This is a genomic window from Sagittula sp. S175, assembly GCF_049800975.1.
In the GTDB taxonomy this organism is placed as follows: domain Bacteria; phylum Pseudomonadota; class Alphaproteobacteria; order Rhodobacterales; family Rhodobacteraceae; genus Sagittula.
In genome coordinates this window covers 229,122-243,268 of the sequence record NZ_JBNAGB010000006.1, presented here as the reverse complement: position 1 = coordinate 243,268, position 14,147 = coordinate 229,122, and the positions used below count along the sequence as shown (strand labels likewise).

Sequence of the window (14,147 nt, the reverse complement as noted above, 5' to 3'; positions counted from 1 at the left end):
GGCTTCGCCCGTCCTCCGCACGGACCGTCCCCCGGACGGTCCGCCCGCCTATCGGCGGGTGCTGCGTCGGACCCCCTCCCGCTCCCAAGGATCATACCCCTCCTCCAACATCCGCGCGATCATGCGTGAGCGCACCGCGCCGCCCACGCCCTCGCCGCGCAGCACCCGCGCGCGTTCCTCTGCCGCCTGTATCCGCTTCGCCACGGCCCACAGCCGCGCTTCGCCCTGCATGCCATTCACCACCTGTTCGGTCGAGCGGCCCAGCAGCGTGTCCAGCACCTTCACCTGGTAGAACGGCACCACGGCACAGCCCACCCGGCCCCGCCGTTGCAGCCACAGCTGCGCGCCCGTGTCCTCGACCCATCTCAACTGTTCGCAGGTCGTAGCCCGGAACTCGCGGATGCTCATTGCCTTGATTTCAACGTCCATGATTCCTCCGTGTCAGAGGCCTCATCCGGGGCCCCAAACCACGCCCGGACGGCCAAAGGTTAAGATGTGGCCACAAACACCCCCGTTTGTGGTCACGACTCACCCTAAAAAATCCTTCCGCAGACACGGTTAACCCAGCGCGCGCCCGTCCATTGACGCAGGTCAAAGAACACATCTCAGAATCAAGATATACAGGATATGGTAGGATTAACCGCATCTACACGGGAGTTGACCCATGTTCCGCCTCGCCAGCATTCTCTACTCGCTGATCTCCACCACCATTGCCGGATCACTCATCATCGCCGCCCTCGTCGCGGGCTACGACACCCTGATCCCCATCCTGATCGCGGCGGCAACGGGCTTTGTCGTCTCGCTCCCCGTCGCGTGGTACGTCGCCAAGGCGCTTTACGGAAATAATGAAAAATCAGCGGCTTAAGCTGTCCAGCAGGCCTTCGGCGCACCGCTCGATCAGATCGAGCGTCCCGTCGAAGTCCCTTGTATAATAAGGGTCCGGCACCTCGTCCGTCCCGCACCCGGGCGCGTAGTCGGTGAACAACCGCACCTCCGCGCCCCCCTCGGGCCGCATGCCCTCCAGATGCGCGAAATTCGCGGCATCCATCGCCACGATCAGGTCAAAGCGGGCAAAATCCGCCCGCACGACCTGCCGCGCCCGCAGGCCCGACAGGTCATAACCCCTTGCAATCGCAGCACTCTGCATCGGCCCATAGGGCGGCTCGCCGACGTGGTAGGCCCCCGTCCCGGCGCTGTCCAAATCCAGGTTAACGCCGCGCAGACCCGCCTTAACCCTCACCACCCCCTCGGCCGAGGGTGAACGGCAGATGTTGCCGAGGCAGACAAACAGCACGCGCATTCCCAAACCCCTGTCCCCAAACGAAAAAGGCGGGACCAAAGGCCCCGCCCATCAGGCTCAGTTGCCCATCTTCATGCCATGCATCTTGCCATGGCCCTGACCCATCATATGGCCATCCTGCCGCTCCAGATCCACCGGAACCTCGACAACCATCTCCCCCGCCTTCTCGAACACGAGGGTGACAGACACCGTATCCCCCTGATTCATTTCGCCTTTCAGCCCCATGAACATCACGTGATCACCGCCGCGCGCCAGCGCGTGCGTGCCATTTGCGGGTACAACGAAACCTTCCGGCACATGCACCATCTTCATGACGCCATCACCCATGTCCTTGTGCGTGTGCAACTCGACCTTCACCGCGATATCGGACTTTGCGTCGATCAGGCGATCCGCCTCATCTCCACTGTTTTCAATGGTGAAAAACGCGGCACCCGCCTTGGCCATCTTGCCAGCGGAGCGGGCATAGGGGTCCACGATCGTGATCTCCGCAAAAGCAGGAACGGCGAGGGTCAGGGCGACGACGCCCGAAAGAATGGTCTTGAACATTTCCATATCCTTTTCTGTGTTTGATTAGCGTTTTGGCAATCAAACCAAAGAAGGAGGTCCCCGCGCCACGCCCCTCGGCGCGGCCTGCGCCGCCAGAACCTGCGCCCCAAGTTCCCGATCCAGCGTATCCCAGACAGGGCTCGGCGCCGCGACCACGACGACCGGAGCGATTCCGGCCAGCAGGGACATCACGCCATCGGGACACAGATGAACATGGCTGACCGGCGCGCCATCCGCATCCACCGCGACAGAGACGGTCGTCAGCCCCTGGCAAAGCTCGATCACCCCTGCAGGAGCGGCCTGCCCTCGGGCCACACCGGCCGAGAGGCTGGTTACCGCCAGCGTCAGCGCCACAAACAGCGCAATCAGGGGTCGCATCACATTCATCGCAGCCGATCTAAAGCCAATCGCGGGCATTGTCACCGGGCAAATCGTCGCCCAGTCTCACTGGACAGTCTCAACACCCGATCTCACTCATGCCAGACAAATGCAAACAGCCCCGAACGTCACCGTTCGAGGCTGTCATACAAAATCAGCGAAAGATCAGGCTGCGGTTGCAGCCTGCGCCTTGGCGATCTCTTTCTTGACCTTCAGCGCGCGGTCGGACAGCTCGGTGTCCTTTGCCTTGGCCAGGAACTTGTCCAGACCACCGCGGTGGTCGACCGACCGCAGAGCATGCGCGGAGATGCGCAGCTTCACACCGCGACCCAGCGTTTCCGACTGCAGGGTCACGTCGTTCAGGTTCGGCAGGTAACGCCGACGGGTCTTGTTGTTGGCGTGGCTGACATTGTTGCCAGTCATCGGGCCCTTGCCGGTCAGTTCGCAAACTCGCGACATCGCATTGTCCTCACGTCTGTCGGCCCACCCCCACAAGGTCTGTCCCTTGCGAAAACCAAGCCGCGCCAATATCAAAAGGCGCCGCCCGTTGTATCTGCGGGGGGCGCCCGGAATCTCGTATCGAGGGCTTCTAGGAGGAACGGGCAGAATCGTCAAGCCCTCTCCAACAGGGCTTTTGCGCGGGCTTCGGCCACCTCGGCCAAAGCCTCGCGCCCGCGCCAGCGGGCCACCTGCGCAAGGTGCCGCCAGTAGCTTTCGGACTTGCGCCGGACCTCGCGATGCACGCGCGCGATCTCCTGCGGATCGGGCAGCCCGCCCGCCAGTTCCGTCTTGAGCCAGTCGAATCGCCCGCCCTGCTTCAGCGCGCGCGTGGCGGGGTGGCCGCCGTTGGGCAGCATGACCAGTTCCAGACGCGGAAACAGCGCGCAGATCATCCGCCCGTGCCGCACGTCCAGCGGCTTGAACGGGTCCACCAGCACCGCGCCGCGCGCCTCGGTCCCGATCAACGCCCCGCGCAGCCCGTCCCAGCCCTGCCCTTCCGCGCGATACCGCTTGTCGAAGGGCACCACCTCCCGGTCGATGGACACCTGCGGCGAGATCGCCATCACCCGGTCGACCTTCAGCGCCCGGGCAAAGCGCAGCGCGCCGTAGCCGCCCATGGAGAACCCCATGGCCACCACCTCGTCATACCGCCCGACAAAGCGCGCCATGGCCGCTTCCAGCGCCTCGGTTTCGGGATTGATGAACCAGTCGTTCCAGCGCGATTGCAGGTGCAGATGCGCGTAACCGTCGGTGACGAAACCCATCACCGGGCTTGCATCCTCGAACGAACCGGGATCACCCACGCGCTGCCGGAAGGTCACGAACAGCTTCTTCCGCCGTGGCCGAAAGACCGTCCCGCGCAGGAACTCCCCTTCGAACAGCGGATGCGGTTTCACGCCAGATGCTCCTCCAGCATCTGCCGCGCCGCTGCGCTTGGCGACAGCGCCCCCGCCTCGACCTGCTCGGCCAGCGAGGCCATGGCCGCCCGCGCATCGCCGTCACGCAGCCGCGCCAGCAGGCCGTCGCGCACCTCGGCCTCGAACCAGTAGCGCGCCTGTTCCGCGCGCCGCCCGGCGAAATGGCCGGTCTCGCGCCGCCAGTCCGCCAGCGCGGTCATCTCGGCCCAGGCCTTGTCCAGCCCGTCTTCCTCGACCGCCGAGACGGTCAGCGCCTTGGGGAAGCCCTCCGGGTCCTGCGGCCGCTTGCGCAGCAGGCGCAGCGCCCCCGCGTAATCGGCACAGGTGCGGATCGCCTGCCGCTTCAGCTCGCCATCGGCCTTGTTGATGAGCAGGATGTCCGCCATCTCCATGATGCCGCGTTTGACCCCCTGCAACTCGTCGCCGCCCGCAGGCGCCAGCAGCAACAGGAAGAGGTCGCACATCTCGGCCACCATGGTCTCGGACTGGCCGACGCCCACGGTCTCGATCAGGATCACGTCAAAGCCCGCCGCCTCGCAAAGGTCGATCGCCTCGCGCGTGCGCCGTGCCACGCCGCCCAGTTGCGACTGCGAAGGCGAGGGCCGGATGAAGGCATTGCGGTCGCGCGACAGCCGCTCCATCCGCGTCTTGTCGCCAAGGATCGACCCGCCCGAGCGCGCCGAGGACGGGTCCACCGCCAGCACGGCGACCTTCAGCCCCTGCGCCGTCAGCATCATGCCAAAGGCCTCGATGAAGGTGGATTTCCCAACGCCCGGCGTGCCCGACAGGCCGATGCGCAGCGCCTCGCGGCCCATCTCCTGCACCGGTCCCTTCAGCGCATCCGACAGCGCCACCGCCTCGGCGCGATGATCCGCCCGACCGCTTTCGACCAGGGTGATGGCACGGGCCAGCGCGCGGCGTTCGCCGGCAAGGATGCGGGTCTTGAGATCGTCGATATCCATGTCGTCTGTTTGCCCCGCCCTCGTCGCGGTTGTCCAGAGCGCACGCGTCGCACCCATGAACCGCAGCCCCACAGACGTGGGTGTCCGCGTCAACCACATGACCAATGACATCGTGACGGGTTCAGGCCCGGGCGCAGATGGCCGAAGCTCTCGGCGCTTTGCGCACCATGGGCGACGGGAGCGATATAGATGACATAGATCCCGTCGCGGGCCCTCCCTCCGGCAACAACACGATCGACCTGGCCGCCTGTCGCGCGATGCTCAGCACCTCGACGGCCCACCCCACCTGACCAATGTTTCCGCCTCGTTCCCAGACGATGTCCTGCCGGCCAGAGGCTGCTTGCCGTGGGATTCCCTCCGCCTGCACCGAAGCCCCCCGACATGGCCGGGCTTGCCAGCGGTTCCGGGCTATGGATAAGGGGCGCATGTCCCAGACCCTGCCCATAGACGCCGCTCTCCCCGACCTGATCGCCGCGTTGCGCGCCCGTGGGCGGGCCGTTCTGCAAGCGCCCCCCGGCGCGGGCAAGACGACGCGCGTGCCGCTGGCGATGCTTGAGGCGGGGCTGACCCCGGGCCGCATCGTCATGCTGGAACCGCGGCGGCTGGCGGCGCGGGCGGCGGCGCAGCGGCTGGCGGAACAGCTGGGCGAAGAACCCGGCCAAACGGTCGGCTACCGCATCCGTGGCGAGTCGAAGACCTCGAAAGCCACCCGCATCGAGGTGGTCACCGAGGGCATCCTGACCCGCATGATCCAGTCCGACCCGGAACTGACCGGCGTCGGCGCGGTTCTCTTCGACGAATTCCACGAGCGGTCGCTGAACGCCGATCTCGGCTTGGCGCTGTGCCTCGAGATCGCGGGGGCGTTGCGCGACGACCTGATCCTGCTCGCCATGTCCGCGACGCTGGACGCCGGTCCGGTTGCGGACCTGATGGACGCGCCCGTCGTCACTTCCGAAGGGCGCGCCTTTCCGGTCGAGCCGCGCTGGCTGGCCGCGCCCTTGGGCAAACGCCAGCGTTTCGAGGAGGCCATGGCCGACCTCGTCACACAGGCCCATGCCGAGACAGAGGGCGGCATCCTCGCCTTCCTTCCCGGCGAGGGCGAGATCCGCCGCACCGAGGCCTTGCTGAAAAACCGGCTGCCCGCGACGACCCACATCCGGCCCCTGTTCGGCGCCATGGAACTGGCCGCGCAACGCGCCGCGATCCGCCCCGAGACCTCCGGACGCAAGCTGGTGCTGGCGACGTCGATTGCCGAGACCTCGCTGACCATCGAGGACATCCGCGTGGTGGTGGATGGCGGCCGCGCGCGGCGGGCGCGGTTCGATCCGGGGTCCGGAATGTCGCGGCTGGTGACCGAGCGGGTGACGCGCGCTGAGGCGACGCAGCGCGCGGGCCGGGCGGGACGTGTTGCGCCGGGCGTGGCGTACAAGCTGTGGACCAAGGGTGAGGAAGGCGCGCTAAGCCCCTACCCTCCCGCCGAAATCGAGGCCGCCGATCTGTCTGGGCTGGCCTTGGAGCTGGCGCTTTGGGGGGCCACGCCCTCTGACCTTCCATTTCTCACGAATCCGCCCGAAGGCGCGTTCAGCGAGGCCACAGCGCTGTTGCAGATGTTGGGCGCCCTGGACGGTTCAGGCCGGATCACCGACCACGGCAAGCTGTTATCCACACTTCCGCTTCACCCCAGACTTGCACATATGCTGCAACTCTCTGGTCCCGATGGCGCAACCTTGGCGGCAATCTTGTCGGAACGTGATCCACTCACAGGAGCGCCCACCGACCTCTCCCTGCGGCTGGAGGCCGTTCTGGACCCGAAACGGTTTTCTGTGGAAAAACCGTATGTTATCCACAGATCAACGCTGGAGCGCATTCGAACGGAAACAAGGCGCCTCAGGCAGAGCGTGAGGATAACTGGTAAAGATCCGGTAAATTCACGGATTCTTAAGGAAGGTAAACGCAGCCCCGCCGAGATGGCCGCGCTGGCCTATCCCGACCGCATCGGTTTGCGCCGGAAAGGCGATGCCGCGCGCTTTCAGCTCTCGGGCGGCAAGGGGGCCGTGATGGAGGATGCCGACCCGCTGGCGGGGCAGCGGCTGATTGTCGTCACCGACACCGACGGCAACCCGCGCGAGGCGAAGATCCGGCAGGCGATCGCCATTTCCCTGTCGGAAATTCGCGGGCTGTTTGCCGACCGGATCGGTTGGGTCGACAGCTGCGAATGGTCGAAACGCGAGCGCCGCGTGGTGGCCCGCAGTCAGGAAAAGCTGGGTGCCATCGCGCTGGATGACCGCATCTGGAAGGACGCGCCAGGCGAGGCCATCGCCCGCGCCATGCTGGACGGTGTGCGCGATCTGGGCCTCACCCTGTCGGACGCCGCGCGCCGGTTCACCGCCCGTGTGGCGCTGGCGCGCGAGGCGGGCCACGACCTGCCCGATATTTCCATGGAGGCGCTTATGGCCAGTCTCGACGACTGGCTTCTGCCCTACCTGTCGGGCGTGAAGACTGCCGACGACTGGAAGAAGTTCGACCTGTTGCCCGCCCTGCGGGCGCGGCTCGACTGGGGGCAGATGCAGGCGCTCGACAGTGCCGTTCCCGGCAGCTTCACCACGCCTCTGGGGCGGCAGATCCCCATCGACTACTCGGGGGATCACCCCGAGATCAGCCTCCGCCTGCAGGAGATGTTCGGGCAGAAGACGCATCCGATGGTGGGGCGCACGCCGCTGAAGGTGACGCTGCTCAGCCCGGCACAGCGTCCGGTGCAGACCACCATGGACCTGCCGGGGTTCTGGTCGGGCTCTTACGCCGATGTGCGCAAGGACATGCGGGCAAAGTACCCGCGCCACCCTTGGCCCGAGGACCCGACCGAGGCCGACCCCACCCTGCGGGCCAAGCCGCGCGGCACCTGAGACCCGCGCAAACCCGCGCGACCTCAGGCTATCAGGCGCCGATCATGCGCGAAACTCCGCGAATGCACCGAATGCGCCCGGAATCGCCCGGTTTTGGCCGCGACTCCCTAGCACGGGATTCAGAGTCGCGGAGTCACGTTCGCCTCGATTGTTAAAATGCGAGGAAAATGATGATGCTTGCCCCGGAGAACAGGTATTCCCGCACGGGACGTGGGATCGGCCGTTTTGATACACGCCCCTATCAGGCCGCAGCCGCCTCGCTGCGCCCACAGGAAAGCAGTTCTGCCGCGCCTGTGCTGGCTTGGGGCATCGTTCTGGTCGTCGTGCCGCTGACGTGGGCAATGACGGTGGTCTGGGCTGTTGACCGCCTGTTCTGAGGCGTGGCTTTCCGGCCACGCTGCCGGGAAAACCACGTTTTCTTAACCAAGCGTTGGCAAAGTGGCGGCACCGGACACCGAGAGCAGGAGCCGAAATGCCCCATCCACCGCTGACCGAGTCGTTTCTGGACCAGCAGGCCATGTCCCGTTTCGGGCTGGCCACGGTTGGCCCCATCACCGGCAGGCAAGGCGGCGAAGCCCGCCCCATGACCGCACCCGCGCCCTTCGTGCGCTATCGGGGGCGTCGCCCCTATGAGGACCAGCACCCCGCGCGCCCGCTGGTCTGGGCGCTGGTCTGGATCGTTGTCCCTGCCTTTTGGGCGGGCACCGTCTACTGGCTGGCGCAGGCGGTGTATTGAGGCACCCGCGTGCCTAACCGTAGGTCGGGGTTAACCCCGACCTACCTGCGTGACAGCGTGGCGCTTAGCCCTGAAGGCACCACTTCATGATGGCCTTCTGGGCGTGCAGGCGGTTCTCGGCCTCATCCCAGATCACCGACTGCGGGCCGTCCATCACATCGGAGGTGACTTCTTCCTCGCGGTGGGCGGGCAGACAGTGCATGAAGAGCGCGTCCTTGCCCGCTTGCGCCATCAGCGCGGCGTTGACCTGGTAGGGGCGCAGCATGTTGTGGCGGCGTTCGCGTGCCGATTGCGCGTCGTGCATCGACACCCAGGTGTCGGCGACGATGAGGTCCGCGCCCTCGACGGCCTTCATCGCGTCGCGCTCGATGGTCACAGTCGACCCCTGCTGCCGCGCCCAGCCGACGAACTCCGGCTCCGGGTCCAGTTGCACCGGGCCGCTGAAGGTCAGGTCAAAGCCGAACTGCCCGGCGGCATGCAGGAAGGAGGCGCAGACGTTGTTGCCGTCGCCGCACCAGACGACCTTCTTGCCCGCGATGGGGCCGCGATGCTCCTCGAAGGTCAGTACGTCGGCCATGATCTGGCAGGGGTGGGTGCGGTCGGTCAGCCCGTTGATGACCGGGACCGAGGCGTATTCCGCCATCTCCTCGAGCACGCTTTCGTCGAAGGTGCGGATCATGATCATGTCGACATAGCGCGACAGCACGCGGGCGGTGTCGGCGATGGTCTCGCCGTGGCCCAGCTGCATTTCGGACCCCGACAGCACCATGGTCTGCCCGCCCATCTGCCGCACGCCCACGTCAAAGGAGGTGCGGGTGCGGGTCGAGGGTTTCTCGAAGATCAGCGCGACCATGCGGTCCTTGAGCGGCAGCTCCGCGTCTGGCGCGGCCTTTGGCAGGCCGTCGCGGGCCTGTTTCACCGCGCGGGCGTCGTCGATGATGGCGCGCAGCGCGGTCTTGTCGGTCTTGTGGATATCGAGGAAGTGGTTCATCGGTCAGGTCTTTTCGGATAGCGGGGAACCGGGGCTCTGCCCCGGACCCCGAGGGTATTTGGAAAACCAAAGAAGCAACAGGAGCGCTTCTTTGGTGGCGTGGGTCACCTGGTCTCGAGGGCCGTGGCGGCACGGTCGAGGCGGGTGACGGCCTCGGCGATCTCGTCCTCGGTGATGTTCAGCGGCGGCAGAAGGCGGACGATGTTGTCCGCGGCCGGAACCGTGATGACCTCGGCGTTGTAACCCGCCTGCACGAAATCCGCGGGCGCGATTTTCGTCTTGAGGCCGATCATCAGGCCCATGCCGCGCACCTCCTCGAAGGTGTCGGGGTGGGCGGCCACGAGGCCTTCGAGTTTCTGGCGCAGGGTGCGGGCGCGGGCGCGCACGCCGTCGAGGAAGGCCGGGTCGGCGATGCGGTCCACCACTGCCTTGCCCACGGCGCAGCCCAGCGGGTTGCCGCCATAGGTCGAGCCATGGGTGCCGGGGACCATGCCGCTCGACGCCGCTTCGGTGGCCAGCACCGCGCCCAGCGGGAAGCCGCCGCCGATGCCCTTGGCCACCATCATGATGTCGGGGGTGATGCCCGCCCATTCATGGGCAAACAGGCGGCCCGTCCGGCCCATGCCGCATTGCACCTCGTCGAGGATCAGCAGGATCCCCTTCTCGTCGCACAGCTTGCGCAGCCCTTGCAGGCACTGGTCGGGCAGCGGGCGGATGCCGCCTTCGCCCTGTACCGGCTCGATCAGGATGGCGGCGGTGGTGTCGTTCACCGCATTGTGCAGGCCCTCGTGGTCGCCCCATGCGACATGGACAAAGCCGCCGAGGATCGGGCCGAAGCCCTTGACCATCTTTTCCGACCCTGCCGCCGCGATGGCTGCGGTGGAGCGGCCATGGAAGGAGCCGGAGAAGGTGACGATCTCGACCTTCTCGGGCTGGCCCTTCTCGTACCAGTACTTGCGCGCCATCTTGACCGCCAGTTCGCAGGCCTCGGTGCCGGAGTTGGTAAAGAACACCCGGTCGGCAAAGGTCACATCGGTGAGCTTCGTCGCCAGCGCCTCTTGTTGCGGGATCTCGTAGAGGTTCGACACGTGCCACAGCTTCGACGCCTGGTCGGTCAGCACCTGAACCAGCTCCGGGTTGGCGTGGCCCAGCGCGTTCACCGCGATGCCGCTGCCAAGGTCCAGGAATCGGCGGCCGTCCTCCTCGATCAGCCATGCGCCCTCGCCCTTCACGAAGTGAAGCGGCGCGCGGTTGTAGGTCGGCAGGACGGAAGAGGTCATGTCACTATCCTCGTTGGATAACCCCGAAGGGAGAGGCCCGATTGGTGGCAAGGCACCGGAGGGCTGTCAAGTTGCGATGGGAGAAACGGACGAAAAGGACGGCCCCCGAACGGATCGGGGGAGGGGAGGAGCTTTCAGGCTCGTCGGATGTGCGTCATCGTCGTCATGGGGCGCGTCATGCGCGTTTCGCGCGCGTTTGGCAAGGGAAATCCCGTGGCGGTGCCCGCCCCGCCGTCAGCCCTGTGCCGCAAAGGCCGCGATCGCGCGCAGGAACACGCCCGCTCCGATCGCGATGAGGTCATCGGGGAAATCGTAGTCCGGGTTGTGCAGGGCCGGGCAGGTCTCTCCCGCGCCCAGCAGGAACATGGCCGAGGGCACCGCCGCGCCGAAGCGCCCGAAATCCTCGGAGGCCCGCATGGGCAGACCGCTGTCCACGCGCTGCATTCCGTCTATGGCGCTTTCCAGCAGCGCCACCGCCTCGGGCGCGTTCACGCAATGGCCAAAGGCCTCGTGCACCGTGATCGTCACGTCGAACCCCTCCGAGGCCTCGGCCACCAGCGCCCGCGCCTCCGCCTCAAGCGCCGCCATCTGCCCATCCAGCAAGGTGCGCAGGGTGACGTTGATCTCTGCCCGCCCCGGCGCAACGCCAAAAGTCGCCTCGCCCAGCCGCGCATGGGTCACCGTCGCCAACCGAAAGCCCGCATCCTGTGTCGGCAAGTCCCGGGACAAGGCCCCCAGTGCCGGGATCAGCCGCGCCAGCGCCAGCGCCGGCGACCGCCCCGCTTCAGGCTGCGATGCATGGGCCGTCCGCCCCTCCAGCGCGATGCGCAACCCGCGCGAGGCGCAGTTCACCGGCCCCGACTGCAAGGCAACCGCGCCCAGCGGCAGCCCCGGCATATTGTGCAGGGACACGGCCATCTCGACACCCAAAGCCTGCCAGCGCGGATCGGCCAGAACCGCCGCCGCGCCGGCGCCGGTCTCCTCGGCGGGCTGGAACAACAACACGACCCGACACCCCGGCGCCTGCCGCGCCAGCACCGCGGCCACCGCATCCAGTATCGCCATATGCCCGTCATGGCCGCACAGATGGGCAACGCCGGTGACGCCGGACCGCCATTCGGGCCGCCCCGTCTCGACGATGGGCAGGGCATCCAGCTCGCACCGCACCATCAGGCAACGCGCCCCCGCGCCGAACACCGCCGCCACACCATGACCGCCCAGCCCGGTGACAACCTCGGCCCCAAGCGCCCGCATCCGCCCGGCCATCATCTCCGCCGTCCGCGCCTCGTCGCCTGACACCTCCGGGGCCCGATGCAGTGCCCGCCGCAAGGCCGTCGCCTGCACCACATCCACCTCGCTCACGCCCAGACCCGCCATCTCGCCTCCCCTGCCAACCGCGCCCCAAGCGAACCACGCGCCGCCCGCGCCGACAACCCCGTTGCAGACCACCGGCCCCCTTACCCTTCATCTTGACCCAAATACCTCGGGGGAGTCCGCCGCAGGCGGACGGGGGCAGAGCCCCCTCGCACCCTCACCACGCACAGGCCCCCGGAACATGCGTAGGGCGGGGATTCCCCGCCATACCCGCCCTGAAAACGCAGCCCTAGCCCACCAACCGCCCCTGCAACCAGATCAGCGCCGGAAAGGCGCAGAGCCAGATCCAGAAGAACCGGTTCAACCCGAACAGACAGGCGTTCGAGAAATGAAAACCCGCCGCCAGCGTCAATCCCGCCGCCAGCGCCAGCGGATGCAGCAGGAACAGCGGAAAGGCCATCTCCACCAGCATCACCACCCATGCGCCCCAGAAGGTCACCAGCCGCCGCTCGGCCAGCCCGCGCAGCCGCTCGCTGACGGGATAGGCCGAATAGAGGAACACCTCCCTTAACGCCTCGCCCCGCCGCCACGCCGGGTTCACCAGCTTCACCTGCCCCGAGATGAAGTAACTCAGCACCAACTGGATCGCCAGGTAGCCAAAGGCCATCTCGGCCCAGAAGGTCCGGTCCAGGGCCAACGCGGCCTCGACCCCGCTCAGGCAGGCCAGCACCAGCAGGGTCATCTTGTCCGAGCCGCCGTTGAACGGCCCGTCATAGCGTTTCAGCCACCACAGCCCCAGCGCCATCAGCCCCCAGACCGCCCAGCCCTGCCCCGCCAGCAAGGCCGCGCAAAAAGCCAGCCGCAGCGCCAGCCAGACCCGCGCCGCAGGGTCCACCGCCATCTGCTCGAGGCTCTGTTGCACCAGCACCAGCGCCAGCAGCACCTCCGTCACACGCACCGCCAGATCGAACCCCATCAGCGCGCCTCGGCCATCGGGACCTCGGCGCTCTGGTAAAGCACCTCGCGCAGCAGCTGCCCGCCCTCCAGCCGGACGAACACCAGCCGCACCTGCACCCGCTCGCCGCTGACACCCTCTGCCGCGCGGCGCAGGATTTCGCGCGCGGCATGGTCCGAACCATGCTCGACCAGCCGCTCCGACAGGGTGACAAGGAACAGCGCCCCGTTCCATTCCGGGTTCCACAGCATCCGCCGCAGCATGGTGCCAAAAGACACGTCTTCGGGCCGTTCATAAACCTCCTGCCACGGCCCTGGCCGCCCATAGGTCCACACCCGCCGTTCGACGCGCGGGCTGGGTGCTACGGCACGAAAGAACCGCCACGACGGGATCAGCGCCGGCAGCAAGAGTTTCAGAACATGCAGCATCCGCCCTCCCAAGACCTGCCTTCGGCAAGGACTCTAGGCCGGGCGGCTTAAGACCGGGTTGAGAACGGGTCGTCCGGGTAGCCCACCCCGGTGAGGTAAAGTCCGTCCGGCGGGCAGACCGGCCCGCAGGCAGCGCGCTCGCAGGCCTCCAGCGCCTCGCGCACCCGCTCGGGGTGCCAGGCCCCGGCACCGACGCGTTCCAGCGTGCCGACGATCGAGCGCACCTGGTTGTGCAGGAAGGACCGCGCGCGCAGGGTGAATTGGATCTCCGGCCCGGCAAAGCCCTCGACCTGCACGATGTCCAGCACGTCCAGCGTCTTCACCGGCGACTGCGCCTGGCACATGACCGCCCGGAAGGTGGTAAAATCATGCTTGCCCAGCAGGTACTGCGCGCCTTCGCGCATGGCCTCGACGTCGAGCGCATGGTTCACCCGCCAGACCTGCCCGGCCTCCAGCGTGGCGGGGGCACGACGAGTCAGCAACCGGAACAGGTAGCGCCGCTCGATGGCGCTGAACCGCGCGTGCCAGTCGTCATCGACCTGCGCGCAGTCGAGAATGGCCACCGGGGCGGGCTTCAGGTGATAGTTGAGCGCCTCGGACAGGCGGAACGGGTCCCAGTCCTTCTCCATGTCCACGCTGGCCACCTGCCCGCGCGCATGGACCCCCGCATCGGTCCGTCCGGCCCCGGCGATGGTATGGGCGCGCGATTCGAGTTTCGCCAGGGCCTCCTCGATGGCCTGCTGGACCGAGGGGTGCTCGGCCTGCCTTTGCCACCCGGCGAAGGGACGGCCGTCGTATTCGATGAGGAGGGCGTATCTGGGCATGAGGTGTCGCATAAGCGGTTTCCGATTGCTGCGCAATCGGACCGGCGGGGGGGGCGGGGGGGCGGCGCCCCCCCCCCCCCGCCCCCCCGCGGCGCCGGGGGGCGCGGCCCCC

General features: G+C 67.2%; 17 protein-coding genes. 4 read left to right on the top strand and 13 right to left on the bottom strand.

The features are described 5' to 3' along the window. Positions 1 to 48: 48 nt before the first annotated feature. On the bottom strand, positions 49 to 429 hold the full coding sequence (locus ACP16H_RS10435) for a hypothetical protein (protein ID WP_425072225.1): 381 nt from the start codon (positions 427 to 429) through the stop codon (positions 49 to 51). Positions 430 to 664: 235 nt separating this feature from the next. Here ACP16H_RS10435 and ACP16H_RS10430 point away from each other — a divergent pair, with 235 nt between their 5' ends. Next, entirely contained in the window at positions 665 to 865 is a 201-nt protein-coding gene (locus ACP16H_RS10430; RefSeq protein ID WP_425072224.1) for a CTP synthetase, read from the top strand. Here ACP16H_RS10430 and ACP16H_RS10425 read toward each other — a convergent pair. The 6 genes from ACP16H_RS10425 to meaB all read right to left on the bottom strand — a co-directional run bounded on the left by ACP16H_RS10425 (position 854) and on the right by meaB (position 4,604). Continuing rightward, positions 854 to 1,306, bottom strand: a complete 453-nt coding sequence (locus ACP16H_RS10425; protein ID WP_425072223.1) for a low molecular weight protein-tyrosine-phosphatase — start codon at positions 1,304 to 1,306, stop codon at positions 854 to 856. The genes ACP16H_RS10430 and ACP16H_RS10425 overlap by 12 nt on opposite strands. Positions 1,307 to 1,357: 51 nt before the next feature. Next, a complete protein-coding gene (locus tag ACP16H_RS10420; RefSeq protein WP_425072222.1) occupies positions 1,358 to 1,846 on the bottom strand; it encodes a copper chaperone PCu(A)C in 489 nt (162 codons plus the stop codon). A gap of 39 nt (positions 1,847 to 1,885) precedes the next feature. After that, a complete protein-coding gene (locus ACP16H_RS10415) occupies positions 1,886 to 2,224 on the bottom strand; it encodes a hypothetical protein (RefSeq protein ID WP_425072221.1) in 339 nt (112 codons plus the stop codon). 165 nt (positions 2,225 to 2,389) lie between these two features. Further along, positions 2,390 to 2,683: a 50S ribosomal protein L28 gene (gene rpmB, locus ACP16H_RS10410; RefSeq protein ID WP_425072220.1), complete on the bottom strand. Its 294-nt coding sequence runs from the start codon at positions 2,681 to 2,683 to the stop codon at positions 2,390 to 2,392. Positions 2,684 to 2,835: 152 nt separating this feature from the next. After that, positions 2,836 to 3,621 (bottom strand): alpha/beta hydrolase, encoded by a 786-nt coding sequence (locus ACP16H_RS10405; RefSeq protein WP_425072219.1) that lies wholly within the window; start codon positions 3,619 to 3,621, stop codon positions 2,836 to 2,838. After that, the gene (gene meaB, locus ACP16H_RS10400; protein WP_425072218.1) at positions 3,618 to 4,604 is read right to left on the bottom strand and encodes a methylmalonyl Co-A mutase-associated GTPase MeaB; all 987 of its coding nucleotides are present in this window, start codon (positions 4,602 to 4,604) and stop codon (positions 3,618 to 3,620) included. Before meaB ends, ACP16H_RS10405 begins: the two co-directional genes overlap by 4 nt. Positions 4,605 to 5,029: 425 nt before the next feature. Between meaB and hrpB the strand changes: the two genes are divergently transcribed. From hrpB to ACP16H_RS10385, 3 genes are all read left to right on the top strand, one after another. Beyond that, the gene (gene hrpB, locus ACP16H_RS10395) at positions 5,030 to 7,507 is read left to right on the top strand and encodes an ATP-dependent helicase HrpB (protein WP_425072217.1); all 2,478 of its coding nucleotides are present in this window, start codon (positions 5,030 to 5,032) and stop codon (positions 7,505 to 7,507) included. A gap of 167 nt (positions 7,508 to 7,674) precedes the next feature. Continuing rightward, the gene (locus ACP16H_RS10390; protein WP_425072216.1) at positions 7,675 to 7,884 is read left to right on the top strand and encodes a hypothetical protein; all 210 of its coding nucleotides are present in this window, start codon (positions 7,675 to 7,677) and stop codon (positions 7,882 to 7,884) included. Positions 7,885 to 7,979: 95 nt separating this feature from the next. Further along, positions 7,980 to 8,243 carry a hypothetical protein gene (locus ACP16H_RS10385; RefSeq protein WP_425072215.1) on the top strand — a complete coding sequence of 88 codons (264 nt, stop codon included), beginning with the start codon at positions 7,980 to 7,982 and terminating at the stop codon, positions 8,241 to 8,243. Between the two features lie 64 nt (positions 8,244 to 8,307). Here the strand turns inward: ACP16H_RS10385 and argF are convergent, their stop codons facing one another. The 6 genes from argF to truA all read right to left on the bottom strand — a co-directional run bounded on the left by argF (position 8,308) and on the right by truA (position 14,035). Further along, positions 8,308 to 9,234: an ornithine carbamoyltransferase gene (argF, locus tag ACP16H_RS10380; protein ID WP_425072214.1), complete on the bottom strand. Its 927-nt coding sequence runs from the start codon at positions 9,232 to 9,234 to the stop codon at positions 8,308 to 8,310. A 104-nt stretch (positions 9,235 to 9,338) separates the two neighbouring features. Beyond that, positions 9,339 to 10,514, bottom strand: a complete 1,176-nt coding sequence (locus ACP16H_RS10375; RefSeq protein ID WP_425072213.1) for an aspartate aminotransferase family protein — start codon at positions 10,512 to 10,514, stop codon at positions 9,339 to 9,341. Positions 10,515 to 10,748: 234 nt separating this feature from the next. Next, the gene (locus tag ACP16H_RS10370) at positions 10,749 to 11,891 is read right to left on the bottom strand and encodes an amidohydrolase (protein WP_425072212.1); all 1,143 of its coding nucleotides are present in this window, start codon (positions 11,889 to 11,891) and stop codon (positions 10,749 to 10,751) included. A 226-nt stretch (positions 11,892 to 12,117) separates the two neighbouring features. Continuing rightward, positions 12,118 to 12,804: an HTTM domain-containing protein gene (locus ACP16H_RS10365; RefSeq protein ID WP_425072211.1), complete on the bottom strand. Its 687-nt coding sequence runs from the start codon at positions 12,802 to 12,804 to the stop codon at positions 12,118 to 12,120. Then, a complete protein-coding gene (locus ACP16H_RS10360) occupies positions 12,804 to 13,211 on the bottom strand; it encodes a hypothetical protein (RefSeq protein WP_425072210.1) in 408 nt (135 codons plus the stop codon). The genes ACP16H_RS10365 and ACP16H_RS10360 overlap by 1 nt, the downstream gene beginning before the upstream one ends. A 47-nt stretch (positions 13,212 to 13,258) precedes the next feature. Then, positions 13,259 to 14,035 (bottom strand): tRNA pseudouridine(38-40) synthase TruA, encoded by a 777-nt coding sequence (gene truA / locus ACP16H_RS10355; RefSeq protein WP_425072209.1) that lies wholly within the window; start codon positions 14,033 to 14,035, stop codon positions 13,259 to 13,261. Positions 14,036 to 14,147: the final 112 nt, after the last annotated feature.